General features: G+C 37.2%; 24 protein-coding genes and 1 tRNA gene. 3 read left to right on the plus strand and 22 right to left on the minus strand.

The window, feature by feature from the left end; genetic code table 11:
* Positions 1-48: 48 nt before the first annotated feature.
* From EKM64_RS01615 to pth, 6 genes are all read right to left on the minus strand, one after another.
* Complete coding sequence (locus EKM64_RS01615) at positions 49-447, minus strand: S1 domain-containing RNA-binding protein (RefSeq protein ID WP_125674910.1); 399 nt, start codon at positions 445-447, stop codon at positions 49-51.
* 22 nt (positions 448-469) lie between these two features.
* Positions 470-862 carry an FtsB family cell division protein gene (locus EKM64_RS01620; RefSeq protein ID WP_125674912.1) on the minus strand — a complete coding sequence of 131 codons (393 nt, stop codon included), beginning with the start codon at positions 860-862 and terminating at the stop codon, positions 470-472.
* A gap of 93 nt (positions 863-955) precedes the next feature.
* Positions 956-1,198 (minus strand): RNA-binding S4 domain-containing protein, encoded by a 243-nt coding sequence (locus EKM64_RS01625; protein ID WP_125674914.1) that lies wholly within the window; start codon positions 1,196-1,198, stop codon positions 956-958.
* A 3-nt stretch (positions 1,199-1,201) separates the two neighbouring features.
* Positions 1,202-2,755, minus strand: coding sequence for a putative polysaccharide biosynthesis protein (locus tag EKM64_RS01630; protein WP_125674916.1), 1,554 nt, complete (start codon positions 2,753-2,755; stop codon positions 1,202-1,204).
* A complete protein-coding gene (gene mfd / locus EKM64_RS01635; protein ID WP_125674918.1) occupies positions 2,752-6,270 on the minus strand; it encodes a transcription-repair coupling factor in 3,519 nt (1,172 codons plus the stop codon). Before mfd ends, EKM64_RS01630 begins: the two co-directional genes overlap by 4 nt.
* Before the next feature lie 205 nt (positions 6,271-6,475).
* The gene (pth, locus tag EKM64_RS01640) at positions 6,476-7,033 is read right to left on the minus strand and encodes an aminoacyl-tRNA hydrolase (protein WP_125674920.1); all 558 of its coding nucleotides are present in this window, start codon (positions 7,031-7,033) and stop codon (positions 6,476-6,478) included.
* Between the two features lie 143 nt (positions 7,034-7,176).
* On the opposite strand from pth, the gene EKM64_RS01645 reads away from it, so the two are divergent.
* Positions 7,177-8,160, plus strand: a complete 984-nt coding sequence (locus EKM64_RS01645; RefSeq protein WP_125674922.1) for an L-lactate dehydrogenase — start codon at positions 7,177-7,179, stop codon at positions 8,158-8,160.
* A gap of 96 nt (positions 8,161-8,256) precedes the next feature.
* A complete protein-coding gene (cbpA, locus tag EKM64_RS01650; RefSeq protein ID WP_125674924.1) occupies positions 8,257-8,919 on the plus strand; it encodes a cyclic di-AMP binding protein CbpA in 663 nt (220 codons plus the stop codon).
* Between the two features lie 38 nt (positions 8,920-8,957).
* Here the strand turns inward: cbpA and selA are convergent, their stop codons facing one another.
* The 14 genes from selA to prdC form a co-directional block, all read right to left on the minus strand.
* Entirely contained in the window at positions 8,958-10,346 is a 1,389-nt protein-coding gene (selA, locus tag EKM64_RS01655; protein WP_125674927.1) for an L-seryl-tRNA(Sec) selenium transferase, read from the minus strand.
* Positions 10,346-11,506 carry an aminotransferase class V-fold PLP-dependent enzyme gene (locus tag EKM64_RS01660; protein WP_125674929.1) on the minus strand — a complete coding sequence of 387 codons (1,161 nt, stop codon included), beginning with the start codon at positions 11,504-11,506 and terminating at the stop codon, positions 10,346-10,348. The genes selA and EKM64_RS01660 overlap by 1 nt, the downstream gene beginning before the upstream one ends.
* Positions 11,506-13,416, minus strand: coding sequence for a selenocysteine-specific translation elongation factor (gene selB / locus EKM64_RS01665; protein WP_125674931.1), 1,911 nt, complete (start codon positions 13,414-13,416; stop codon positions 11,506-11,508). The genes EKM64_RS01660 and selB overlap by 1 nt, the downstream gene beginning before the upstream one ends.
* Before the next feature lie 11 nt (positions 13,417-13,427).
* On the minus strand, positions 13,428-13,694 hold the full coding sequence (locus tag EKM64_RS01670; protein ID WP_125674933.1) for a DUF3343 domain-containing protein: 267 nt from the start codon (positions 13,692-13,694) through the stop codon (positions 13,428-13,430).
* A gap of 13 nt (positions 13,695-13,707) precedes the next feature.
* Positions 13,708-14,301: a sulfurtransferase-like selenium metabolism protein YedF gene (gene yedF / locus EKM64_RS01675; protein WP_125674935.1), complete on the minus strand. Its 594-nt coding sequence runs from the start codon at positions 14,299-14,301 to the stop codon at positions 13,708-13,710.
* A gap of 13 nt (positions 14,302-14,314) precedes the next feature.
* Positions 14,315-15,337: a selenide, water dikinase SelD gene (gene selD / locus EKM64_RS01680; protein WP_125674937.1), complete on the minus strand. Its 1,023-nt coding sequence runs from the start codon at positions 15,335-15,337 to the stop codon at positions 14,315-14,317.
* A gap of 43 nt (positions 15,338-15,380) precedes the next feature.
* Positions 15,381-16,256, minus strand: a complete 876-nt coding sequence (locus EKM64_RS01685; protein WP_125674939.1) for a sulfite exporter TauE/SafE family protein — start codon at positions 16,254-16,256, stop codon at positions 15,381-15,383.
* A gap of 16 nt (positions 16,257-16,272) precedes the next feature.
* Positions 16,273-17,289, minus strand: a complete 1,017-nt coding sequence (locus EKM64_RS01690; protein WP_125674941.1) for a proline racemase family protein — start codon at positions 17,287-17,289, stop codon at positions 16,273-16,275.
* A gap of 12 nt (positions 17,290-17,301) precedes the next feature.
* On the minus strand, positions 17,302-17,781 hold the full coding sequence (locus tag EKM64_RS11620; RefSeq protein WP_125674943.1) for a glycine/sarcosine/betaine reductase component B subunit: 480 nt from the start codon (positions 17,779-17,781) through the stop codon (positions 17,302-17,304).
* Positions 17,782-17,792: 11 nt separating this feature from the next.
* Positions 17,793-18,533, minus strand: a complete 741-nt coding sequence (gene prdD, locus EKM64_RS11625; RefSeq protein ID WP_125674945.1) for a proline reductase cluster protein PrdD — start codon at positions 18,531-18,533, stop codon at positions 17,793-17,795.
* Between the two features lie 62 nt (positions 18,534-18,595).
* Positions 18,596-19,321 carry a D-proline reductase (dithiol) protein PrdB gene (gene prdB / locus EKM64_RS11630; RefSeq protein WP_125674947.1) on the minus strand — a complete coding sequence of 242 codons (726 nt, stop codon included), beginning with the start codon at positions 19,319-19,321 and terminating at the stop codon, positions 18,596-18,598.
* Positions 19,321-19,623 carry a CBO2463/CBO2479 domain-containing protein gene (locus tag EKM64_RS01710; protein ID WP_125674949.1) on the minus strand — a complete coding sequence of 101 codons (303 nt, stop codon included), beginning with the start codon at positions 19,621-19,623 and terminating at the stop codon, positions 19,321-19,323. Before EKM64_RS01710 ends, prdB begins: the two co-directional genes overlap by 1 nt.
* Positions 19,624-19,642: 19 nt before the next feature.
* Entirely contained in the window at positions 19,643-21,583 is a 1,941-nt protein-coding gene (gene prdA, locus EKM64_RS01715) for a D-proline reductase (dithiol) proprotein PrdA (RefSeq protein WP_125674951.1), read from the minus strand.
* Between the two features lie 23 nt (positions 21,584-21,606).
* Positions 21,607-22,911, minus strand: coding sequence for a proline reductase-associated electron transfer protein PrdC (gene prdC, locus EKM64_RS01720; RefSeq protein ID WP_191988512.1), 1,305 nt, complete (start codon positions 22,909-22,911; stop codon positions 21,607-21,609).
* A 297-nt stretch (positions 22,912-23,208) separates the two neighbouring features.
* On the opposite strand from prdC, the gene EKM64_RS11350 reads away from it, so the two are divergent.
* Positions 23,209-23,305 (plus strand) — tRNA-Sec (locus EKM64_RS11350).
* A gap of 108 nt (positions 23,306-23,413) precedes the next feature.
* On the opposite strand, the gene alr is transcribed toward EKM64_RS11350, so the two are convergent.
* Together alr and acpS are read right to left on the minus strand one after the other, a co-directional pair.
* Positions 23,414-24,523, minus strand: a complete 1,110-nt coding sequence (alr, locus tag EKM64_RS01725) for an alanine racemase (RefSeq protein WP_125674952.1) — start codon at positions 24,521-24,523, stop codon at positions 23,414-23,416.
* Positions 24,523-24,882 carry a holo-ACP synthase gene (acpS, locus tag EKM64_RS01730; RefSeq protein WP_125674954.1) on the minus strand — a complete coding sequence of 120 codons (360 nt, stop codon included), beginning with the start codon at positions 24,880-24,882 and terminating at the stop codon, positions 24,523-24,525. The genes alr and acpS overlap by 1 nt, the downstream gene beginning before the upstream one ends.
* Between the last annotated feature and the right edge of the window lie 90 nt (positions 24,883-24,972).

Here is a 24,972-nt window from a genome sequence, read left to right on the forward strand (position 1 = left end):
AAAAGCGCCTCGCCTACGACTTGTAAACGAAACGCTTTTTTAATTGATTTAGCTTCTACGGCCGCCACGGCCACCGCGTTTACCTTCAGTATTTTTACGAATGGTAGTCATTCTCTCTTCACTTTGTTTCATGAAGTCAGACATCATATCATCAAAATTTTCTACCACCGGTTTATGTTGCGGTTTCTTTTCAAAGTGACGCTTAGGTCTTGGTCTGTCACTGGCTTGCTTAATGGATAATGCAATCTTATGATCCTTTTCATTAAGAACCAAAACTTTTACAGTATCACCGACCTTTAGGACATCGTGAATATCTTTAACGTATCCATCAGCTACTTCACTGATGTGTACCATTCCACTTTGTCCTTCACCTAGATCAACGAATGCTCCAAAATTTGTAATTCCAGTAACTTTACCTTCTGCTTTGGATCCTACTTCAACTGTCATCTAAATAAAAAAATCCCTTTCCCTATTTTTGAAAAGTATTAGCTGAGTCTGGCAAATTATAAATCTGTTCACCAGGTTTTGAATACATATACTTCTCACGAATATATTTCTCTAGATAGCTCTTATTATTAAGTTGTGACTTTTCGATCTTCAAATCATGTTTAGTTGCTTTCTGTTTACTCAATTTTGCTTGACTAACTTCAATGTTGCCAACTGTTTTTGAATAAGCTTGATGAGCACTAATTATTTGAAATCCTAGTACACAAATCACTAATGCAAAAACAATTCCAATTGCCGCCAATCGGCGCCTATGAATTTTTTGAACATAGCTACTTCGACCAGTATTTTTGGAATTATTTATTTGTTTCGGTTTTAAAACTGAGACATTAGAGTTAGCTAATTTATGTACTTCCATGCTACTACTCCCCTAGAAATTAATACATTGAGTATACCAATTTTGGGCCTTGATTTGAACCGTTTTCTTAGCTTTTTAATCTAATCTCAACATTTAGTCAATTTCTTCATACATCTCTTCTGAATCGCTCTTTTTAGTTGTTTCTTTGATGTTAAGAATTCTAACTTTCATAGTTCTTTCACCAAAGTGCATTTCCAAAACATCCCCAACTGAGACATCAGTTGATGATTTAGCTACACGATCATTGACCGTAGCACGTCCGTTGTCAGCAAATTCCTTGGCAACGGTTCTTCTTTTAATAATACGACTTACTTTTAGAAATTTATCTAATCTCATTTTTCACTCAATCCTCATAATTTTTATTAATAATTTCCCCATTGGCAGTATCCGCCACTCTGATTTATCCAAAATATTTAGTATTTTCGATAAGTACAAATAGATAATTATGCCCACTGGGATCAATACTAAGCTTATTAAAATACTGTTTACTCGTGTTAAAAACAAATAATGATTAATAAACTTCTCTAACGTTCTAACGCATAAGGCCATAAATAGACCTGATGATAACACCTTGAGCGTGAATTTGCGACCGATCAGCAATATTCCTCGATCCTTTGAGTAAATAATCAATAGACCACTTAAAATTATTAATTCACTCAAGACCGTTGCTAGCGCTGCCCCGACGATACTAAAATGCGGTATCAATAAAATATTAAGCACGACTTTTGCTACTAGTGATACTAAGAATATTAACAGTTTAACTAGATTTTTTTCATTATCACTGCTCGTAACAGCTATCATCAGGTTAATCCCTGAAACAATGACGATCGACATCATATAAACACCTAAGGCAAATGATCCATCTGAATTGGTGAACAGCATCGTGTTAACAACTGGCATCAAAGAGACCAATCCGGCTGTTTCTGCTGTAGCTAACCACAAACAAACACGCATCATCTTACCGATCAACTGCCTATTCATATCAAATTTATCCGACTTTAATTGCGGCATGATCGTCGAAACAAATGACAATGAAATAACAATACCTAATTGGATCAGTGGTTGTGCTCGGTCAAAGACACCTTTTAAGATTTCTGCTTCAGCTAGTTGGTGTCCGGACCTCATCAATAAACGCAACATCGAAAACGAATCAATGAACTGATAAAAAATCGTCACACCCGTAAAGATGATTATCAAAACAATCTCTAATCCCAAACCTTTTTCAAATTTCAGGTCTGATGGCTGATTACTTTTAACAAATGGGTGCCTAATTAACATTGCGACTCCTAAAACTGCTACCGCAAACAATCCACCGATAAAGGCACCGCTATTAGCAATCGTACCCATCTGATATTCGTTAAGCATCCCTTTGCCAAATAGCATCGCCGCTCCTATGATCACAATGATCCTGACCAGCTGTTCTGATATTTGTGAGATGGCACTAGGTTCCATGATCAATTCACTCTGAAAATATCCTCGTAAACTCGCTTCAAACGGAATCAACAAAAAGGTTAACGAAACCGCCCGAATTTCATGATACAAATTAATATCACCCATAAAAAATGCTAATTTTCGAGATGAACCCCACAGTAAGATGGTTATTAAAATACATATCGCCGTCAGCAGTCCAAAAATATTACGCATCAATCTACTTTTAGCAAACTCACTATTTTGCTGTGCAAAAATTTTTGAGATTATTACTGGTAATCCTGATAATGCTAAGACAGAAAATATCCCATAGATGGGATAAACCTGTTGATAAATGAAATAGCCCCGATCCCCAACAATGTTTTGCAAAGGTATTCGATAAATTGCACTCAATAACTCCGATAACAATGAGGCAATAGTCAGAATCCAAGTCCCCTGTATGGCTCTTGAGGTTTCTTTTCTCATTCTTCTGTTTTAACTTTCTTTAATTTATCAAATTCTTCGGCCATCTTCTGGGCAAAAGTATCAAACTGCTTGAACCACTCACCCTTTTTGACGCTACCAGAATCCAACGTTATCTTAAATTCATCATTATTATTATGAACTGTCGCCTTCATAGTTGTATTACCTAAGAATTTGAACACTAGATCACCGGTCAAGTAATCATTAGCTTTTTTTGCAAATTTAATATTTATCATGCCATTTCTCATCACAACACTGTTAATAAGTGATTCATCCAATGAGGTTTTCAACAAACTAATATCTAATAAGTTTTGAACCTCAACTGGATACTCACCAAACCGATCCAATAATTCTGAGCGAACCTCTTGATAATTCTCCTCTGAGTCGATCTGACGGATACGTTTATACAATTCGACCTTTTGACGCTCATCACTGATATAAGTTTTAGGTATATAGGCCTCTAATTCCAAATTCACTTCGGCATTAGTCTTTTCAGATTTAGTATGACCGCGTTTTTTAGCCACAGCGTCATTTAACATCTGTGTATAAAGATCAAATCCAACCGAATCAATGAATCCATGCTGCTGTTTACCAAGTAAATTCCCAGCACCACGAATCGATAAATCTCGCATAGCAATTTTGAATCCTGAACCAAGTTCAGTAAAGTTCTTGATTGCCTCAAGACGCTGCTCGCCCACTTCTGTCAAAACCTTGTTAGGTTTGTACATCAAATAGGCATACGCAACCCGATTGGAACGACCAACACGTCCACGGATCTGATAAAGTTGTGACAATCCATAACGATCCGAGTTCTCCACGATCAAAGTATTGGTGTTTGGCATATCAACACCCGTTTCAATGATCGTTGTGGTTACCAAAACATCGTAGTCGCCATTTAAATAATCAGAAATGACCCCTTCCATTTGTGTTTCAGTCATCCGACCATGTGCCGTAGCGATCCTAGCCTCCGGCACTAAAGCCTGCAATTGATTGGCAACTTGCTCCATGTCTTCAACTCGATTGTGCAAGTAAAAGACCTGACCACCACGTTCCATCTCTCGCTTAATAGCGCTGGCTATAACCTGATAGTTTTGCTCCATGACATATGTTTGAACTGGATAACGATTACTTGGTGCCGTTTCGATCAACGATAAATCACGCACACCGAGCATCGACATATTCAAAGTTCTAGGGATCGGTGTTGCGGTCAATGTTAAAACATCTACATTAGCTTTTAATTGCTTAATTTTTTCCTTATGTTTAACACCAAAACGCTGTTCCTCATCAATAATAAGTAAACCAATATCATGGAACCTCACGTCTTTTGATAACAAACGATGTGTCCCTACAACAATATCAAGTTCGCCTTTTTCCATTCTTTCGACAATTTCTTTACTCTGCTTACGTGTCTGGAATCTGGACAAAACACCAATTTCGACTGGGAAACCTTCAAATCGATCTTTCATCGTTTCAAAATGTTGTTGAGCTAACAAAGTCGTTGGCACTAAGAAAATAACCTGTTTACCGGCTTCGACCGCTTTAAAAGCTGCTCTTAAGGCAACTTCAGTCTTACCAAACCCAACATCTCCAACTAATAAACGGTCCATAGGATGATCTTTTTCCATATCTCGTTTGATCTCATCTGTTGAACGTAATTGATCCGGCGTTTCTGGATACGGAAAAGCATTGTCAAAATCGTGTTGCATTTCATCATCTTTAGGGAAAGCAAAACCCTTAGCAGATTCACGTTGAGCATATAGGTCTATCAAATCATCAGCAATATCTTCGATACTAGATTGTACTTTACGCTTTGTCTTTTGCCATTCATTTCCGCCAAGTTTATTGACTCGTGGAGACTTACCTTCTGCGGAAACATATTTCTGTACCATATCAAGTTGCGATACAGGAATAAATAATCTACCATCATCCCGATATTCGATCGTGATGTAGTCTTGATGTTTTCCATCGACTTCCATTGTCTGCATGCCGATAAATTTACCAACACCATGATTAACATGAACAACATAGTCGCCCGGTTTTAACTCGCTATAACTCTTCAAACGTTCCGCATTAGCTAAAGTCTGATGACGTCTGCGTTTAGGTTGCTTATTAAACAGTTCTTTTTCTGTGACAATGGCAACTTTTTCTTCAGGTATTTCAAAGCCCAATCCCAAACGAGCGTTCATGATCTGTGTCTGGTGTTCGATAACTTTATCATCCGTTAAAGTAGCCTTAATACCAAAGTCGACCAAAGTATTGTTAATGGCAGAAATTCTTTTCTCATTACTGATTAGTAATAAAACGGTGTAACCCTGTTTTTGCCAACGTTCCACCTCTGATTTTAGTAGTGGCATTTGACTAAAGAATTGCTGCATACTTCTAACTGGAACATTTTCTAATTGATTTAAACGGATATGTCCCATACCTTGTTGAAAGGCTGATAAGTATACTTGCGGATTCTTGTTATCCTTCAAAATATCAATGAAATCTTGACGAATTGTCTGTTCAGGTAAGCTTTTCCCAAATTCCAATTGACTAGCTAACCACGACTGATTATCAGCTAAGTTATCTTTAGACTGCTCAAGTAGACGGTTATATTCATTGAAGATAATCAAGTCATCATCATTCAAGTAATCTAGCAAGCTACTTGGTTCATCATTTAAATAATTGATGATACTGCCAATGTTGTCAGGACGCATATTCTCAGATAGTTCTTCAATGATTTGTCCAAAGGCTGTCTGCAAATTATCTTTAGTATCTTTATCCGCTGCTTTTATTTGCTTGTCAAAGCTCTTATTTAACTTCTTTAATCCAACCTGGATCTGTTCGTCTGTTATTACTCGATCATTCGCAGGCGATAAATTAATACTGTCTAGTTCTTCCAAACTACGTTGTGTTTCAGCATCGAAGAATTTGATTTTCTCAACTTGATTACCAAAAAAATCAATTCTAATTGGATTATCGACATTCAATGGATAGATATCGACAATATCACCACGGATCGCAAAGTCACCGGGTTTAGCAACTAATTTATCCTTGTTATAACCCATTTGAACGAAAGTACTGTTCAAACCTTCTAGGTCATATTCAAGATTTTTTGTAATATTTAACTGTGCCGCTTTAAACAATTCTTTATCTGATAAAGCATATTCCAAACCGGCAACTGACGTAACGACAATACCTGGTTGATCACTGATCAGAAAATCCAGAGAATCTAATCGTTGACTCAATTCATCTGGTGAACTGGTAGCAATCTCAGTTGAAATGGCTTCTTCAACCGGAAAAATATGTACGTGCTCGCCATCGAGCAAATTTAAGTCATCATATGTTTTATTAGCGTGGAAATTAGTATTCTCCACCATTAATATTTTTTTATTTGTTTCTTTTAATGATTCCAGCACAAAAAGGGAAATTGTTGAGCCCGTTAAACCAGTTAGCATATTCTTGGTTGCTGGTTTAATTTGGCTAATAAATTTCCCTAAATCTAACTTTTTAGCAATAAAATCTATTAAGTTCAATTTTGACCCCTTTGTTGTGAGAGTAATTTAGCTACTATTATTTCCGAAAGTGATGGAGCTTTTTTAAATCGGATTTAGCCCTCTGATTTAAACGAGCTCCGGAGGAACAACTTCTTGTGCTTGCTACGTACAATGAATATGACATAGACCGTCATTTTCATTGTTCTAGGCAATGCTCAGAAGCTGAACGTCCCTCCTGCGCTCTCTAATTATATTTATTCATCAATTGATCAAAGCTATCTCCAGCAACCCAATCTTTAACGGCATCAGCTGCTTTATCAATTCCAGCTAAAGCAACTGGTTCGTTATCTTTTGAAAATGGTGTTAAAACCCAATTTACAACGGTTTGTTTTTGAGGATGCTGAATACCTATCTTAATCCGATTGAAATCTTTTGTACCAACAGATGAAATTATACTCTTAATTCCGTTATGACCACCTGCTGAACCCTTGGCGCGTAATCTCACTTTACCAATTGGCATATCTAGGTCATCGTGAATGACCATAATTTCATCTGGTTGAATTTGATAATAACCCATCAAGAATTTAACTGCCCTTCCCGACTCGTTCATGAAAGTTAATGGTTTGACTAAAAATACTGTCTCATTTTCAACTTTGAATTTACAATATTCTGCTTCAAAGTCCTTTTTCATTTGTGTTTGACCATATTCATCCATTAATTTGTCAATCGTCATAAAACCCATGTTATGTTTTGTGCGATCATACTTTTTTCCGGGATTTCCTAAACCAACGATTAATTTCATATCAATACCTCATTTCGAACTTCAATTATATCATTTTAAAAGTAGTTAATTTTTACTTTTTTTACAATGCCCCTGTTTATTTTCATGCTTTATTTGTATAATTGTAAGCGGAACATATTTATTTTGAAGGGATGATATTTAATATGACGACTCCAACAAACGAAAAGAATCATCAAAAAGTACTTCTAGTCGGTGACGGCGCTGTAGGCTCAACATTTGCTTACGCTATGACACTACAAGGTATTGCACAAGAATTAGTTATCTGTGATATCGCTAAAGATAAGATTAAGGGTGACGCAATGGATCTTGCTGATGCACTTCCATTCTCATTCCCTAAGAATATTCACGCTGGTGAATACTCAGATGCTAAAGACGCTGATCTTGTTGTTATCACTGCTGGTGCACCACAAAAACCAGGTGAAACAAGACTTGACCTTGTTAACAAAAACCTTAACATCTTGAAAACAATTGTTGATCCAATTGTTGACTCAGGATTCAATGGTATCTTCTTGATTGCCGCAAATCCAGTTGATATCTTGACATACGCTACTTGGAAACTTTCAGGTTTCCCTAAGGAACGTGTAATTGGTTCAGGTACATCACTAGATACTGCTAGATTACAAAAATTCGTTGGTGAAGAATTAGGAATTGACCCTCGTTCAGTTAACGGATATATCATGGGTGAACACGGTGATTCAGAATTTGCTGCTTGGTCACATCTATCAATCGGTGGCGTAACAATGGCCGAATGGATGGAACAACATCCAGAAGTAACACAAGCTACTCTTGATGGAATTTACAAGAAGGTTGTTAACGCAGCTTATGACATTATCAATACTAAGGGTGCTACATTCTATGGTATCGGTACTGCTCTTGCAAGAATTTCAAAAGCCTTGCTAAGTGATGAGAACACAGTTCTTCCACTATCAAATATGATGACTGGTCAATATGGTATCTCTGATATTTATATTGGTTCACCTGCTATCATCAACCGTAAAGGTCTAAAACAAATCATTGAAGTTCCATTAAATGATGAAGAATCAAAACAAATGAAACAATCAGCTGCAGAACTTACAAAGATTCTTAAAGATGGTTTTGAAGCTACAGGTATCAAGGGTCGTCAATAATCCTTAATATTGATAAAAGAATGCTTAGGCATTCTTTTTTTTTGTGAAAATTTACTGTATCATTGTTTTCATATAGTTGGATTGGATGTGAAATATATGTTAGTTAAGTCATTAGTACTTAAAAAAGATAAATTAGTTACAGTAAAAGAAACTGTCACACTTGAAGAAGCGTTGAAAGTCCTTGAGGAATCAGGTTTTAGGTGTGTTCCTATCCTAGATGAAAGCGGTCAAATATTTAGGGGAAATATTTATAAAATGCACATCTACCGTCATAAATCACGTGGAGGCGATATGAGTCTTCCCGTCACAACTTTGATGAAGAATGCTACCAAGACAATCAATGTTGATTCTCCATTCTTCAAAGTCTTCTTTAATATCAAGGATCTTCCTTACATTGCTGTTTTGGATGAATCAAATATGTTTTACGGAATTTTGACTCATGCCAGCCTTTTGACAATGTTGTCTGATGCTTGGAATTTGGAAGTCAGCAGTTATGTTCTAACCGTTAGTTCAACTGGCGAACGTGGTGATTTGGCGAAAATGTTAAAAATCATTGCTAAATACGTATCAATTTCAGGTTGTATCACACTTGATGCCAAGACAAATGAAGTTGTTAGAAGAAATCTTTTCACCTTGCCCGCTGAAACAACAATCGATGATTTGAAAAATATCATCACTCGTTTAGAGAAAAAGAGCTTTATAGTTTCAGAAATCGATGATCTGAATTCTGGAAAAATTTTAGATAAACACACGTTATAAAAAAAGAGGTCAGCTAGAAAACTAGCTGATCTCTTTTTTTATTTTTTTATCTCATTCAAATCCGTAATGATCTTATCAAATTCTGGATCATCAATTGTTCTAATATCAAATAAAATACTTTCATCATGAACTCTCGAAATCAGTGGATATTTAGCATACTTCAAAAGCTTATCCAACTTCACAACTGGAATATCAGACTCAAGACTAAGAAGGTATGTTGGCAATTTAACATCTGGGAATGACCCTCCACCAACGACTGTATCTCCGGCCACTATTTCAGCATCGAATGAAGTCTTTTCTTTTATTAGCGACAACAAGTTTTCAGCACGTTCTTTCAACTTATCCTCACTAACAGTTAAAGCATTCAAGACCGGTATTTCAGTCATAGCTTTTTCTGGATCACGATAAATTTTCAAAGTTTCAGTTAAAGCGGCTAAGGTCATCTTATCAACACGCAAGGCTCTCAATAACTGATTATGTTTCAATTTATCGATGTACTTTTGTTTACCTGCAATAATACCGGCTTGTGGTCCACCAAGTAATTTATCCCCTGAGAACATTACCAAATCACAGTTTTGTAATTCTTGACTGATAGTTGGCTCTCTACCTAGACCATATTCGGATAGATCAAGCATCAAACCACTTCCTAGATCATTCATAAGTGGTAAATCATACTTTTCAGCTAGCTTCTTTAATTCTCTAGAATCAGGAGTTTCAGTAAAGCCGATAACTTTATAATTACTTGTATGAACAATCAAGAAACCACCGGTATTCTCATTAATGGCATTTTCATAGTCACGTAAATGGGTCTTGTTAGTTGTCCCCACTTCATGCAATATTCCACCAGTTGAGGTGATAATATCAGGAACTCTAAACGAACCGCCAATTTCAACTAATTGACCACGAGAAGTGATGATTTCTTTATTACCAAAGAAAGTACTCAAGACTAACATTACGGCTGCGGCATTATTGTTAACAACAATAGCATCATCAGCTCCTGTCAATTCACTAACTAATTTACCGATAGCTTTGTACCGATCACCACGTTCTCCTAAAGTAATGTCATATTCCAAGTTAGTTGCATTACTAGCAATGGCATCGATAGCCACACGAGCCGAGTCAGCCAATTTAGCACGACCTAAATTAGTGTGGAGAATTACTCCCGTAGCATTGATAACTGGTTGCAATTCCAAAACTCGATCATCCTCGATCTTACCTAAAAAATCTTGATACATGCAGTCAATCGACACTTCACCAGCATCAGTTATATCACCACTCAAAATTGATTGACGAGCATCTTCAATCGCTTCTTGAACCAAATTTTTCAGTTCATTAGCACCGACTGTTTTTGACAGTTCCGATATCTTATCGGAATTTAGCAAATCATTAACTGATGGTAAACTTCTGAATAGCTTTTTTTGATCCATTAGAGTCCCCTTCTATAAATATCCATAAATTCTTTGATTGCCTTTAGGAAAATATCAACTTCTTCATCTTTATTAAAACTAGACAGTGAGATCCTAACGATACCTTGTTCTACTGTGCCATATCTTTCATGAACTCTTGGTGCACAGTGAGCTCCAGGCCTAGTAGCAATTTGATAGTTATCCCAAAGCCACTGACCGACTTCAGCAGAGTCAATATCACCAATATTAAATCCAACTGTACCAGTTATTTCAGCATTAAGTGGGGTATAGATTTTGATTTCCGGGTATTGTTGTAAAGTTTCCATAATTCTCGAAACAAGACCATTAATATAATTTTTAATATTATCAATACCTTTTTTATTTACATAATCAATACCCGCTGATAGACCAACGATTCCAGGCACATTCATTGTTCCCGCTTCAAGGCGTGTTGGGAAGAACTTAGGCATACTTGTGTTGAAAGAATCAATTCCAGTTCCACCGCTCTTTAATGGTTCAATTTCGATTGGTTTTCTAAAACAGATTCCACCAATACCTTGTGGTCCATACAATGATTTATGACCAGTAAAACAAAGCACATCAATTTTATCTCTTTGAATATCGATGTCTTCAACTCCAGCTGTTTGAGCAGCATCAACGATCAACAATAGATCGTGTTTCTGACAAAATTCACTGATCTGCTTGATCGGCAAAACATAGCCAGTTACGTTTGATGCATTATTACAGACAACAGCCTTAGTATTGGGTTTCAAGTACTTTTCAAAATCTTCAACACAAAGCAACCCAGTTTCTTTATCAAAAGTTACATAGTCAACGTCAACATTTCGTTTCTCTTTTAATTGAGCCAAAGGTCTCAAAACAGAATTGTGCTCGTAATCAGTTGTGATGACGTGGTCACCTTCTCTAAGGATACCCTTTAAAACTGTATTAAGGCTCTCAGTGACATTAGTAGTAAATGTGACTAAATCATTGGATGGAACATTAAACAGTTTCACAAGCTTATCTCTAGTCTGATTAACGACAACCCCACTGTTAACACTGAATTCAGATGAATCACGACCGGGATTACCATAAAGACCGCTTACCAAAACATTTGAAACACTCTCTCCGACTTCTTTGGGTTTAATTGCAGTAGTTGCAGCATTATCAAAATAGATCATTACAATTCCTTCTTTGCCAAAATTCTCATATTTTCTTTCCTACGAGTAATTCCTAACTTGTCCATATACTCAAGTGTCATCATTCCATACTTACGACTAGCTCCAGTTAGATCTCTAAACTCAGCCAAAGTCATCGTTTCATTTTCTTTCAAATAATCGACGACCTTTTTTGACACTTCGTCAAAAGCTGACTTCAGCATAACGTTCTTTTCACCTAAGCGAAAGACCTCTTCACCTTCGATAGCTTTAAGTACTTCTTCCTTAGTCTTATCAGATCCAATTAGATCATCAAAGTTAGGTGGCATCAATGGTGATTTATTCAACTCGTTAATAATTTCATCATGGGCCTTTTGTTGATACTTGTTATATTTGACTTCAAAGTCACCAGCGGAGATCAGTGATCCTAAAATATTGATCTGTCCTAATTCGGCCATCTTCTTTAAGATTTTTTCCATTATCTTACTATCATCGACCGAAATTTTGAACTTAGTGATCAATTCTTCCTTAGGCATACCTTTTTGCAGGCGATTCTTCTTATGATAATTCCAAAGTGTGTCGAGAATTTCTTTATCAAAATCTTCTAGTTTAGATTTTTTGATGATCAAACCAGATATCTTCACGATTTCTTTTTGTTTTACCAAATCACTGACCATCTTTTGAACATCATCATTGGATAAGTTTAAATAGTCTGCCAATTCAGGGATCTTTGATCCTAAAGCACTCGAATTATCAAGAAAATCTAAAACGATTTGTTCTTGATTACCGGATGCTTTGACTGATAATTGCTTCAATACCTTTTCATTAAAACGACGATGCTTGTCTGGATTAGGATCAAGCACACTACCGCCACCGATCAAAACCATAGGTGAATATGTCCGTAAGATATAACGATCACCCTTTTTGACGGCAACTGGTTCTTCCAAACGAAGTTGGAGATAGTTATCCTTATCAGCATCAATTTGTTCGATACCTAAAGGAACGACTCGAGCAATGATCTCACGTGCTCCTAAATAAACTCGAACACGAGTCCATAACCCTAGTAAATTTGCATCTTTATCCGGCAACATCTTGTAGTCAACATCAAGCATCCATGTTTTCTTGATATTGTCAGGGATCGTCAAAACATCCCCCCGTCGAATTTCAGATGTTTTCAGATTCGTCAAATTGATAGCTGTTCTTGTTCCGGGTTCAGCGCGCTTTACATTGCGATCGTGAACTTGGATATTTCTTATTTTAGTTTGTTTGCCGCTAGGAAAAGCCTCCAGGGTCATGTCGGTAGTCAATTCACCTTCAAGGAGAGTTCCGGTAACGATCGTCCCAAATCCCTTGATAGAAAATGAACGGTCAACATTGATCCTTGGAATGCCATTGATCTTAGGTTTTTCGATGTTTTCAACTTTCTCATCCATAACCTTGATCAATTCTTTCATACCAGTACCACTGATAGCATCAACACCTAGGATCGGTGCGTCGATATTGTGCTTGTCCAAGAAGTCTTTAACATCTTCTGTAACTAACTCTTTCATCTCTGCATCGACTGTGTCAATTTTACTCAAAACAACAATATAATTGTCGATTCCAAGCAATGACATGATGTCAACGTGCTCAATTGTCTGAGGCATAATGCCTTCGGCAGCATCAACAACTAAGAGGACTAAGTCGATTCCACTAAGTCCTGCAATCATATTTTTTAGAAATTTCTCGTGACCAGGGACATCAACGATACCTACTTGTTCATGATTCGGTAAATCGAAAAAAGCGAAGCCCAAGTTAATGGTTAGGCCTCGCTTTTTTTCTGCTTCTGTGGAATCAGTATCGATTCCTGTCAAAGCTTTGATTAAAGTAGTTTTACCGTGATCAACATGTCCTGCAGTCGCTATAATTATTTGATCTTGACCTATTGTTTCCATGATAACTCCTTTTAATCGTCTAATTCATAAGTAATTCTAACACCCACACGTGTTCCCACATAGATGTTTTGAAAATGCAGATCTTCATCAGTTAAAAGTTTCAAAATAGCATCTTTATCTGAATAATTGAATCTGACACTCATACCACATCCAGCCGAAATCTTTCCAGGTGTCGAAATTATGCTGGTTTCAAACTCTTGTTTACTCTTTAAAAGTTCGTTTGTTGCAATCGCCTGGTGGGTAGTCGAAAATGTCAATAATCCAAATTTTGTTTCCATTTTATCTTAGCCTCTAATCTGGTCTTACGATACGATTCTGTTGTCTCATCATTTCAACAATGCTGAACATATTGGTAATGGTACCTACAGCTAACTTATCTTTTAAGTTGAAGTAGTCGAGACATGCTCCACATCCCATAACTTTGACGCCAGCTTCTTCGAGAGCCTTCAAGTCTGTTAAATAATCTGATCCTTCAACAAGTAATTTTACACCACCGTTATAACAAAGGATCTTATCAGGTAGAACATCTTGTTCAGTTAATGAAGATACGAACCCATGTAAGAGATTCTTACCAAGAGTATCGTCTCCATGCCCCATGATATCTGTATTGATCACAACGATATATGAACTGCCTTGGTCATTGAGGGAAGAACTTTCGGCTTGATCATGTGATTTTTCAGTTTTTTTCAGTGTGACAGTGAACTGATTATTATCACCTTTTTTAACATCATAGTCGTAGCTCTTTTGGTCAGCTAACTTCTTAAGATTTTGAGGTGCCATATCGTCGTCTACTAAAATTTCAACTTCATCAGTTTCTTTTAAAGCTCTTTTTGCCATAATAATTGGTGCTGGACAAACCTTATCTAACGCATTAATTTTTTTCAAAATTACACTCTCCTTATTTAACTACGATCTCTGAATCACCCTTCGGTACAATCTTACCAATTTTTGCACTGGGAAGCTCTAATTGGTTTAATTTGTCTAATATTTCATCAGTATATTTTGGATCTACACTGAACATCAAACCGCCTGATGTCTGGGGATCAAACAGAATTTCTTCAAGTGCAGGATCATCGAAAGTGAAATCGATCTTGCCATCTAAGAAGATACGATTACGTTGGCCACCACCTGTTACTAATAGCTCTTCAGCACAATCATATGCAGCGGGGATCATTGGAATATTAGTTGAGTCTAGCTCAGCCGTATATTCGTCATGTAAAAATTCATTTAAGTGACCTAAGAGGCCAAATCCTGTGATATCAGTACATGCTGTAACAGGATAATCTCTAATAATTTCAGCAGCGTATTTATTTAATGTTGTCATACTCTTTATGGCTTCATTAAACTCCTCTTCACCAATTTGCTCAGCTCCGTATGCAGTCGTGACAATACCAACGCCCAAAGGCTTGGTTAAAATCAGATCATCACCTAATTTACACGTATCATTTCTCAAAACCTTTTTAGGTGAAACGATTCCGTTAACTGAAAGCCCGTACTTTGGACGATGATCTTGGATGGAATGACCACCTGCCAAGAAGCCACCGGCTTCAGTTACTTTCTCAAGTCCGCCTTTTAAGATCTTGTGTAAAATAGATTGATTCATTTCCTCAGGGAAACCGACGATATTCAAAGCTGAAACTACTGAACCACCCATTGCCCAAACATCACTAAGAGCATTAGTAGCAGCAATTTGCCCGAATAGATACGGATCACTTACCATTGAAGGGAAGAAATCAATTGTTTGAATAATTGCAGTGTCATCATTTATTTTTAAAATAGCAGCATCATCTGTTGTTTCAAAATCAACCATTACGTTTGGTTTTTTATCTTGATGTAGATCCTTTAAAATATTCTCTAATTTACCAGGACCAAGTTTAGCATTACATCCACCGCAAACAATTAATCTATCAGCTGTATCCATAATAATCCCCTCCATATAATTTAATAAAACCTCAATTTAATAACTAAGCTGTTTCTTTTTGTTTCAAACCTTGATAAAGCATTGATAAACCAGTATATGTAACCACTACGATAATTAGCCATGTTAGAACTGTCAAATCAAGACTCTTAACAAACATAACGGCAATAACAACACCGACAATACCACCAATTGTGATACCTAAACTACCACGTCTGTTGTAGTCTCCTGATTTAACGAATTCTCTACTTGCAACTGGCATAAGTACAGCACATGAAGCCATCATGATAGGGAACGCAACTAGTGGATTCATTCCTAACATATAAACCAAAGCCATACATGGTGCGTACAAACCAACACCGGCCGTCATAAGTGCACCCAAGAAAAAGTTAATAACAATGGCAATAACTAGGCTAGTGCCATGAAGTCCAAGGGCCGTATTACCAGCACCTAAAGCATTAATAAATCCGACTTGTTTCAATAACATCAAAATGGCTGTTAAGAATAGTGCAATACCCATAATGATTCTAATGATTTTCTCATTGAATTTAGTCATAACTTTAGAACCAATAAATGATCCAACTGCAGCTGCGGCAACCATTGATAACAATGTTGTACCTTCCATTTTAATGGCATTGATAAATAAGAATGCCTCAGTGATAACTGGAATTGTACAGGCAACTGTAAGTGTACCTGGAATCAATTTATCTGATTTCAAATACTTTGTAACTTTTAATAGCAACGTGGTAGGTGCATAGCTTCCGATACCTAAAGCATCTAAAAAGTTTGTAATTGCGCCAATTCCTGCTGCGACGGCAATATTTCCGTCATTTTCATGTCTATGCTTGTAGTAATCGGTAAAAAATATAATAGAAAAGTAGACCAATACTACTGCTAAAATAATTTGTACAATTAAAACCACGGTGTCTCCTCCTCTACTACTTCAGTTCGAAACCTTTTGACAATGGGTCTGTTGGGTCGAACATAAAATTATTAAATCCTGTGATCCAGGCTGAACCAGTAACTTCTGGAATTACTGCTGGTAGTCCGCCTTCTTCTACTTCCTTAACTACACGGCCGTAGAATTTTGTTTCAAGGATACTTTCATAAACGAATTTTTCGTCAATATCAAGTTCTCCTCTAGCATGTAATGTAGCCATCTTAGCACTTGTACCAGTACCACAAGGTGAGCGGTCCACTTGTCCGTCACCAAAGACAACAACGTTTTGATATGTTGATTCTTCATCCTTTGGTTCGCCATACATTTCAACTAAATCAACTGTCTTAATGTAGTCCAAAGTTGGATGTTGAATTTCAACTTGATCATTAACTGCATGTAAGATCTTCATACCTACATCAGCTAATTTTTGTGAATTGCTTGCTTCGATTTTTTCGTTAATTTCTGAAACTGGTAAAATTGCGAAGAAACTTCCACCAAATGAGATGTCCAAAGTGATTTCCCCAATATCAGGAACATTAACTTTAACGTCTTTTTTGTATAGGAATGAAGGTACATTTTGGAACGAAACGCTTTCTACTTGTAGGCCTTCTTTTAAATGTGCAACAGCGTGAACTAAACCAGCTGGTGTGTCTAAGACAACCTTCTTTTCAGTTGCGCCTGGTTCAACATCAACCATACCTGTTTCAACAATAGCTGTAACAGCAGCAATTGTGTTGTGACCACACATATTTAAGTAACCACCAGTATCCATAAAGACAATACCAAAGTCAGCTTCTGGATTACATGGTTCAAGTAAGAAAGCACCGAACATTTCATGATGGCCACGTGGCTCTAACATGAGTGATGTTCTAATATCATCATAATTATCGATCAAATACTGCTTCTTTTCAGCGATTGTATTACCAATAAGCTTTGGAATACCACCAGTAACAATTCTAGCCGCTTCTCCAGCTGTATGTGAATCGATTGCAGTCATGCTTCTACTAAATTGCATTATGTTTCCCTCCTATTTTGTAACTTGTCCATCTTTTCTCATTTTTAATTTTAATAGTCCCAACGCCTTATGAGCGTCTTTTTCATTAAGATTATTATCACCAACAATTTCGGTTTCAGTTCCACTTTTTGATTTATTAATATCTAATACAAATTTTGTGTGTTCGCTCTCGACCACAAATCCCGCTTGTTTACCAATAAACTTCAGCCCAACGATACTGATACCTTTGTCACCGATCTCAGTCATAGTATTAATGAAATCCACATCGGAATTTCCCCAACCATCAGCTGAAATAATAGCTCCGTTAGTACGCATAGCCTCGAGCCAAAAAGCAGTTCTTCGACCTACCAGATTCTTTAGATAATTATCTTGGGGTGTTCCCACAAGGATAACTCCTTGAAAATCTACATCAGGGTCGCTTGCTACAACTCTGACTAGTGGATCATGGAAATGATGCATAGTTGTTTCTTTTGTTGAAGGTCCAATACCCATTTTGCTACCTCCTAAACTAAGGCATGAATAGCACCATCGCGGTATTCATTCGCAGAAAGTAGAATGGGCATATTGTCCATATCAATAATGGATATACCTTTTTCAATACCGCCTGGCTCTTTTGCAAAAACCATGTTGTCGTACATGGCACCTTGTCCAGCTACTTCTTTTACGATAGCAACTTTCGGTTTACCCGGATGTTTAATATCTTCATATTCAAAGCTTTCAGCGGCATTGCGGCCGTTCATAACTTTTAATTCTTCTCTGATCGGTTGTAGAAATTGATCAGCACTATTAAACACCATTTCACAGGTTTTACGATTGAACTCAAAGTCCGATTTCAAAGTCACATCAATTAAGATGATCTTATCATCAGAACTAGGGGTACCATCTGTATCAAATTTAATTTTTTCATCAAGATAGCCATCTGAAGAACCAAATTCATGCAATTGCACACCAGTTTCATCAGCACCGGTCAATATTACACTGACACCAGTCAATGTATTCGACATGCCATACCCAATATTACCCAAAACCTTTGTAGAGATTGGGATAACATCCATAATTGTATTTATTTTAAAATGGCAATCCTTGGGATCAACTATTTTGATCTCAATGGATTTTAGCCGATCGTCAATATCAAATAATGGATGATCTGGTATTTCCATGCTGGTATTTGTTATATGATACTTTGGCCCAATTGTGACATCTTGCATTGAAAATGCATTTATAGTTAGAGTATTTTTATTCATTTGAAAATCCCCTTACTAACAATAAAAGGAGGGAATATATATACCCTCCTTTTATGGTCAAACTAGACCTTAGCTATATATTCATATGGTAAAGGCACAATTTTTCCTGGTGAATCAAGAATTTCAAGTTGCTTCAAAGTGTCCTTAACAATGCCATGTTGCATTTCAACATTGTGAGGTTCACCGGCATTAGCACCCATTGGTACACGAGGAGCAGTTGCTCTAGGTGAACCACTTTGACGTACTACTGGAGGTAATGCGGCAATTAAAATTGTAGGAATCCCAACGGATTCGATTGCTCTCTGCACGATCACGGCAGATCTATGACAAGTTCCTCAACCGGCAGTCATAATTACGGCATCAACATCTTCAGCCTTTAATTTTTTAGCAATTTCTGGACCAGTTTTATCTGTAAAGGCTTCGATGTCACCACCACCACCCATGAAACCATACTCAGTGGGAGCTAGACCTTTAATGAAGCCTTCATCTGCAAGTTCACGTAATCTATCGATTGGGAACATACAGTTAATATCTTTATTAACATCACTGTTATCGTAACCACCATGTGATACCATTAAATCTTCCGCTTTTGTATCCCAAGGGATCTCACGGTAAGTTGTATCACCAGCTAAATTAAATCTTTTATCACTTTTTAGATGAACACCAGCAGCAGTAGCAATTCCGATCTTCATATCTTTCAGCTTCTTTGTAACAGGTGCCCAAACAGGCTGAGGTGTGATAGGAACATAAATCTCTGACTGTAAGCCATCATACTTCTTTAAGGACATTATTCTTCCTTCCTTTCCTTAGTACGCTGTTTTATCTCAACTTGATGTTTTTTATAATCATCAATAGCTTTAACGTAATCTGCATTCGGGGTTTCGGATAGGACTTCGGGATAGGACATTAAGAATCCTACTTCATGGCCAATTTGTGGCTCATGTTCAGAAATCAACATTCTCTTAGGTATTTTGAGAGTACCTAATCTTCCCTTTAATTCAATCATGACACCTGCATCTGTAACTTCTGAAATGATTCCTTCAAAAAGTCGTTCTGTAGATGCGTAATTTAATAAATCGTAATTATCCATACCAGTTACCCTTCATTCATTATTCTTTTTCGTAGATTTCAAGTCTCTTTTTGCTCTTTGGCAATGATTGCTCATTTGGAGCTCTGTCGATCTTGATTCCATCATGTTCTTCGATAACCTTAAGGTTATTTTCCTTAACATTTGGATTCCACTTACGTTCAGCTTTTTCAATCTTACCGCCAGCCATCTTTGTTTCCAACATAGCTAGAGCTCTGATTGCATCTTCTTGACATAATGTGTTATTCTCAAGAATTTCATTTTCAATACCTTGAGCAGATTTGTTATTATCAACCATTGCGTCCATGTACTTGTTACCAACAACAAGAGCACCTTGAACGGCACAGTATGACATACCAACAACTGGAACGCCTCTTGAACCAATTTGTTCTAGATGTGATGCAAAGTCAATATGGTTGTTACCAAATCCTTCAGTTGTAACAATAGCACCATCAAGGTCCATTGCTTCAACTGTCATTCCAAGTCTATTTGAAACGTAGAATTTCTCAGTATTTGCTTGTGGTGAACCAACAAACAATACACCTACTAAGTCAATATCTTCGTCGTCCATAGCAGCTTTAACCATTGGTTCACGCCAGTAGTGACGAGACATTTCCTTAGAAGCAGGTCCAATACATGTCAAAGCGTGGATACCACCATCTAATACTTCAAGAGGTGATAGCATGATTGGTAAGTTACCAAGGTCAACGTTAGGTTTAGCACCTAATGTACCGACAGGTTCTACGGGCATGATTAAGTTATCGTGCATAGCACCTTGTCCCATGATTTCCTTAACAATAACAACACGCTTTTGTTTTGGATGACGTACTTGTTTGAGCTCATCTTTCTTAGTAATAAGACTAGCATCAGCCTTCTTAAGAGCTTCTCTGATTTCTTGAGTAATAACATCAGCGGCTTTATGGGAAGCCAAAGGACCTACACGTTCCATGTTACGTCCTGCTTCAATTGTTACTTGAGCTTTAATTAGGATTTCGCCTTTATCTGGAGAACCAGGGCGACCCCACATAATATTCTTGTTCATTTCACCTTCAGATGATCCGAATTCACCAATTTGAACTCCGTTTTCATCTGTACCAGTTAACATAAAGACAGCTCCATCGATTACACGTGTAACACCTGTACCGATTTCTCCTTCAGTCTTTGTAGCAATTGGTTGAACATCCATGATTGTTTCACTATATTTGTCATAATCGTCAGGTGTAATGATGTCTAAAGTCATATCTTTAACGATATCTTGAGTTTCAACAGCTTCTTCACACAAGTCTTTAGGTGTTCTAATAGTCAATGTTGTACCATTGATCTCTGTCTTGTCGCCAAATTCAACTTTGTCGATTTGAACATGATCACGTTCTAGCTCTCTGATAACTTTAGCTTCTACTTCGTCATCGTCTGATGAAGCATCTGCTGAGTCATTTGAAGCTGTAGCAACGGCGGCATTGCTGTCAGCTGCTAATTTAGCTTCACTTTGAGCTGCTGGTGCAGCTGATACTGCTGAGGCCATAGGAACTTCTAAATGAATTCCTTTACCTTCTGCAATATCGATCTTGATTGTTCCATTAGAAGTACTTGTAACAGAAGCTGGTGCAACTGTTGTTGGTGCAGTATTCACGTCTTCAGTAGCTACAGGTGCATTGTCTGCATCTGAACTATCATCATCAGTTGATGCGTCATCACTATCGTCATCCATTGATTGAATATTTTCAACATTTGCAGGTGTTAAAGGAATAAGTGCATCTGTTGTTTCACTCAATTTTGCGCCTAGTACTTGACCAATCTTTAAAACATCATCTGGTAATTCTAGAAGTCCGGAATCAACGTAGTCATCAAATAATGATGGATCTTCCAAATTTGGTGCTTCGATAGTAATTCCGCCCTCTGCTCTACAGCATAGGACAGCTGGGTCATTAATATGATCCATGGCTGTTTCTTTAGTTATAGACATATCCTGTCTACCTCCCTTGAAAATTACTTAGATTGAAAATCAGATGGAAGTTTACGATATAGTCTATGACCTGCTGCTCTTAAAACGTGATCTGTAGAATGATAAACTGAAACTCCTACACGAGGAGCTACACCGGTTACGGTGTTTGTTCAATCCTGACATGTACCAGTCAAAATTGATTCAGCTCCCTCTTTCTTCATTCCAAGGACTGCATCAGCCTGTCCAGGACAAATTCCTGGAAGACTACAACGATATCTTCCATTTACTAAAACCATTCTCTTACAACGGCGGAAAGATACTACTTTTCCACCCATTTTATCAACTATTTCACGAAGACGAGGTTCCTGTCCACCGCACTCACATTCAAGAATACCGAACTTCTTACCATGAGTATCGGGGTATGGCATTGCTACTAAGAATCCACTTGTTGTCTTTGTAACAGGTGTATCTTCACTTCCAGTATGTCCAGTAAATGGACCACCAACTGTGATATCACCATGTGGATTAACGTAACCACCAGATGCATCGATAAAGTGTTTAGCTGACAATCCGATCGGAATATTCTCGTATACAGTCGATTGTTCCTTAACTCTTCCGTCAACGGTAATATCTTTATCAATAACAGGTTTTCTCAATTCAATAGCCTCAACAATTCTTTTAACTGTCTCAACGTTTTGAATAATTGCATTTGCCTTGATAGGTAATTCGCCTGGTTTAAGAACTATGTCGAGTAATTGTCTGACAATTACTCTTTCATCACCAGCTGGGTACATATTAGTCAAGAATTTAACTTGAATATTTGGTTCATTCTTGCAAGCTTTACCAAGTGCAAGTACTGCAGCATGGTGAATCTTCTTGATTGCAATGTAACCAACCTTAGCTCCTGTAATTTCTAGTAAGTATTTAACTCCACGGACAATTTCTTCTGGATAACGTTCTTCAACCTCAGTATTATGACAAAATAGAGGTTCACATTCAGCGGCATTAACGATTAAATAACCGCCGGGAATCTTATTTGAAAGTTTAACTGCTGTTGGGAATCCAGCACCACCAGCACCTACGACACCGGCATTTTCAATTGCCTTTAGATAATCATCAGTTTCAGGAAGTTTGACATAGTCTTCCATGTCTTGTTCCTCGTCGGGATCCAAAATGATTCTGTCATCCTCAACGGCTGTGACTGTTCCTGTTAGACTACTATGAATATTAGCACCTAATCCATTAGGTTCTGCAATAAGTTCCCCTCGCAAAACATGTTGGCCTACTTCGACAATTGGCTTATCGGGTGCACCAACGTGTTGCTTTAGTAAATATGTGACTTTTTCCATCATTTCACCTCCCTCCAAATATGATAGCGAAATATTGTTGACGTTTTCATTCGCAAGTTCATAGTATCACAAAATATTCATAATTTTAATAGCAATTTCGATATTTATTTAAAATAAAAAATCACTTGACACACTACCAATATACCTTTCTTTGTAGTATACTGTCCGATTACATCTGTTAACACAATCAATCACAATGTGACGAAATTATATACAAATGGAATATCCATTAATCCCGCACAGGATTTTTTTAAATGCCACATTGAATATTGAATTTTTTATGATATCATTGTTTCTGGGAGTGGATAGGTTCTGGTGTTCCTTCTAGTCTTCAAAACTAGTATGAGGGGTTAGTAGCTTCTTGGGTGGGTTCGATTCCCACACATTCCCGCCAGAGAATATAAATTGAATTGTTCACAATTCAAACTAAAAATGTACTGTAGGAATATTCCTACAGCAAAAAAGGATGATGCTTAGGCATCATCCTTTTTTGATTTTCGGATTATTTATAAATCCGAGGTAGCCGATCTGTCAAACAGCAGAGAATCTCATAGTTAATGGTATCAGCGTATTTGGCCGCATCAGTAGCGGTTATCTGTTCATTACCATCCTTACCGATCAAAGTAACTTTAGTTCCAACTGGTAATTTCTTAGGCAAACGGACCATAAACTGATCCATACAGATACGTCCAACGATTTGGCATCTCTCGCCATTGATCAAAATATCGTATCCTTGCATCCTTCTCAACCAGCCGTCAGCATATCCAATTGGTACCGTACCTATCCATTCTGGTTTGTCACTAGTATAGGTAGCTCCATAACCAACTTTTTCACCCTTTGCGATTTCTTTAACAAAGACTAGCTCTGAATGAAGACTCAATGCAGGCCTTAACTCAAAAGGAACTTCAGGAATATCAGTTCCTGATGGATTCAATCCGTATAGACCAATACCAAAACGCACCATGTTAATAGCCAAATCTTGATGCCACAAGGCAGTGGCAGTATTAGCACAATGAACATATTTGAAATCTAGTGGTAGGTCTGACTTCAATTCCTTAAAACGTGCAACCTGTTTCAAGAAATACGTTTTGTCAGGATTATCAGCCGTAGCAAAGTGTGTAAACAGTCCTTCTGGTACAAATTTATCAGGATTGTCTTTGATATAGTTGCAGGCCTCAATCAAATCATCCTTATTACGGAAGCCGATTCGACCCATACCACTGTCGACACCAATATGGATCTTCAAATTAGAAACATTTTCGTTAGCTGCTTGCTCTAACCAATCTAATGAACCGATCGTCAAAGAAATATCATTGTTAGCTGCTAAAATTGCATGTTGTACTGGAGTAATACTCAAAACTAGGATAGGAACTTTAATCCCTGAATTACGTATCTCTAGGGCTTCATCTAATGTTGTCACACAGAGTCCAGAGGCTCCATATTCAACTTCTGCATGTGCTACTCTAACAAGTCCATGACCATAAGCATTCGCCTTTACAACGGCAAATACTGCCGTTCCCTTAGGAACGTTATTGATCTCACTTTGTAAATTATGTTTTAAATTATCTAGGCTCACTTCAACGTAGGCAGGTCTATGTGTTGATGGTAACATTAATTATCCTCCTCTAGAATTACTTCCGTGATCACTAATTCATCCGTATCTGAAATGGAAATGAATATTCTACCATAAAAAACATCTGTTTTGATGTAAGGCTGACCTGATTCGTGATTAAGGATACTTAAATCGTGAAAACCAATCTTGCCCAGACCTGTACCCATAGCTTTAGTAAAAGCTTCTTTAGCAGAAAAGCGACCTGTTAAATAGGTCATTTTGGCCTTCTCAGTTTTTTTGGTATTAAATATTTCAAATTCTTCAGACGTAAGAATCTTATCTGCAAACTTTGGTAAACGTTTGTAGATGTTCCTTACTCGCTCAATTTCGGCAATGTCTACTCCCAATCCTTTTATCATCTATCATTCTCCATCATTTTTTCTCAAAAAAAGACAAAGTAAAATTAATTACCTTGTCCCCTCGTAATACTTATTATAAATCATTTTATT

Source organism: Companilactobacillus keshanensis, from assembly GCF_003946205.1.
Taxonomy (GTDB): domain Bacteria; phylum Bacillota; class Bacilli; order Lactobacillales; family Lactobacillaceae; genus Companilactobacillus; species Companilactobacillus keshanensis.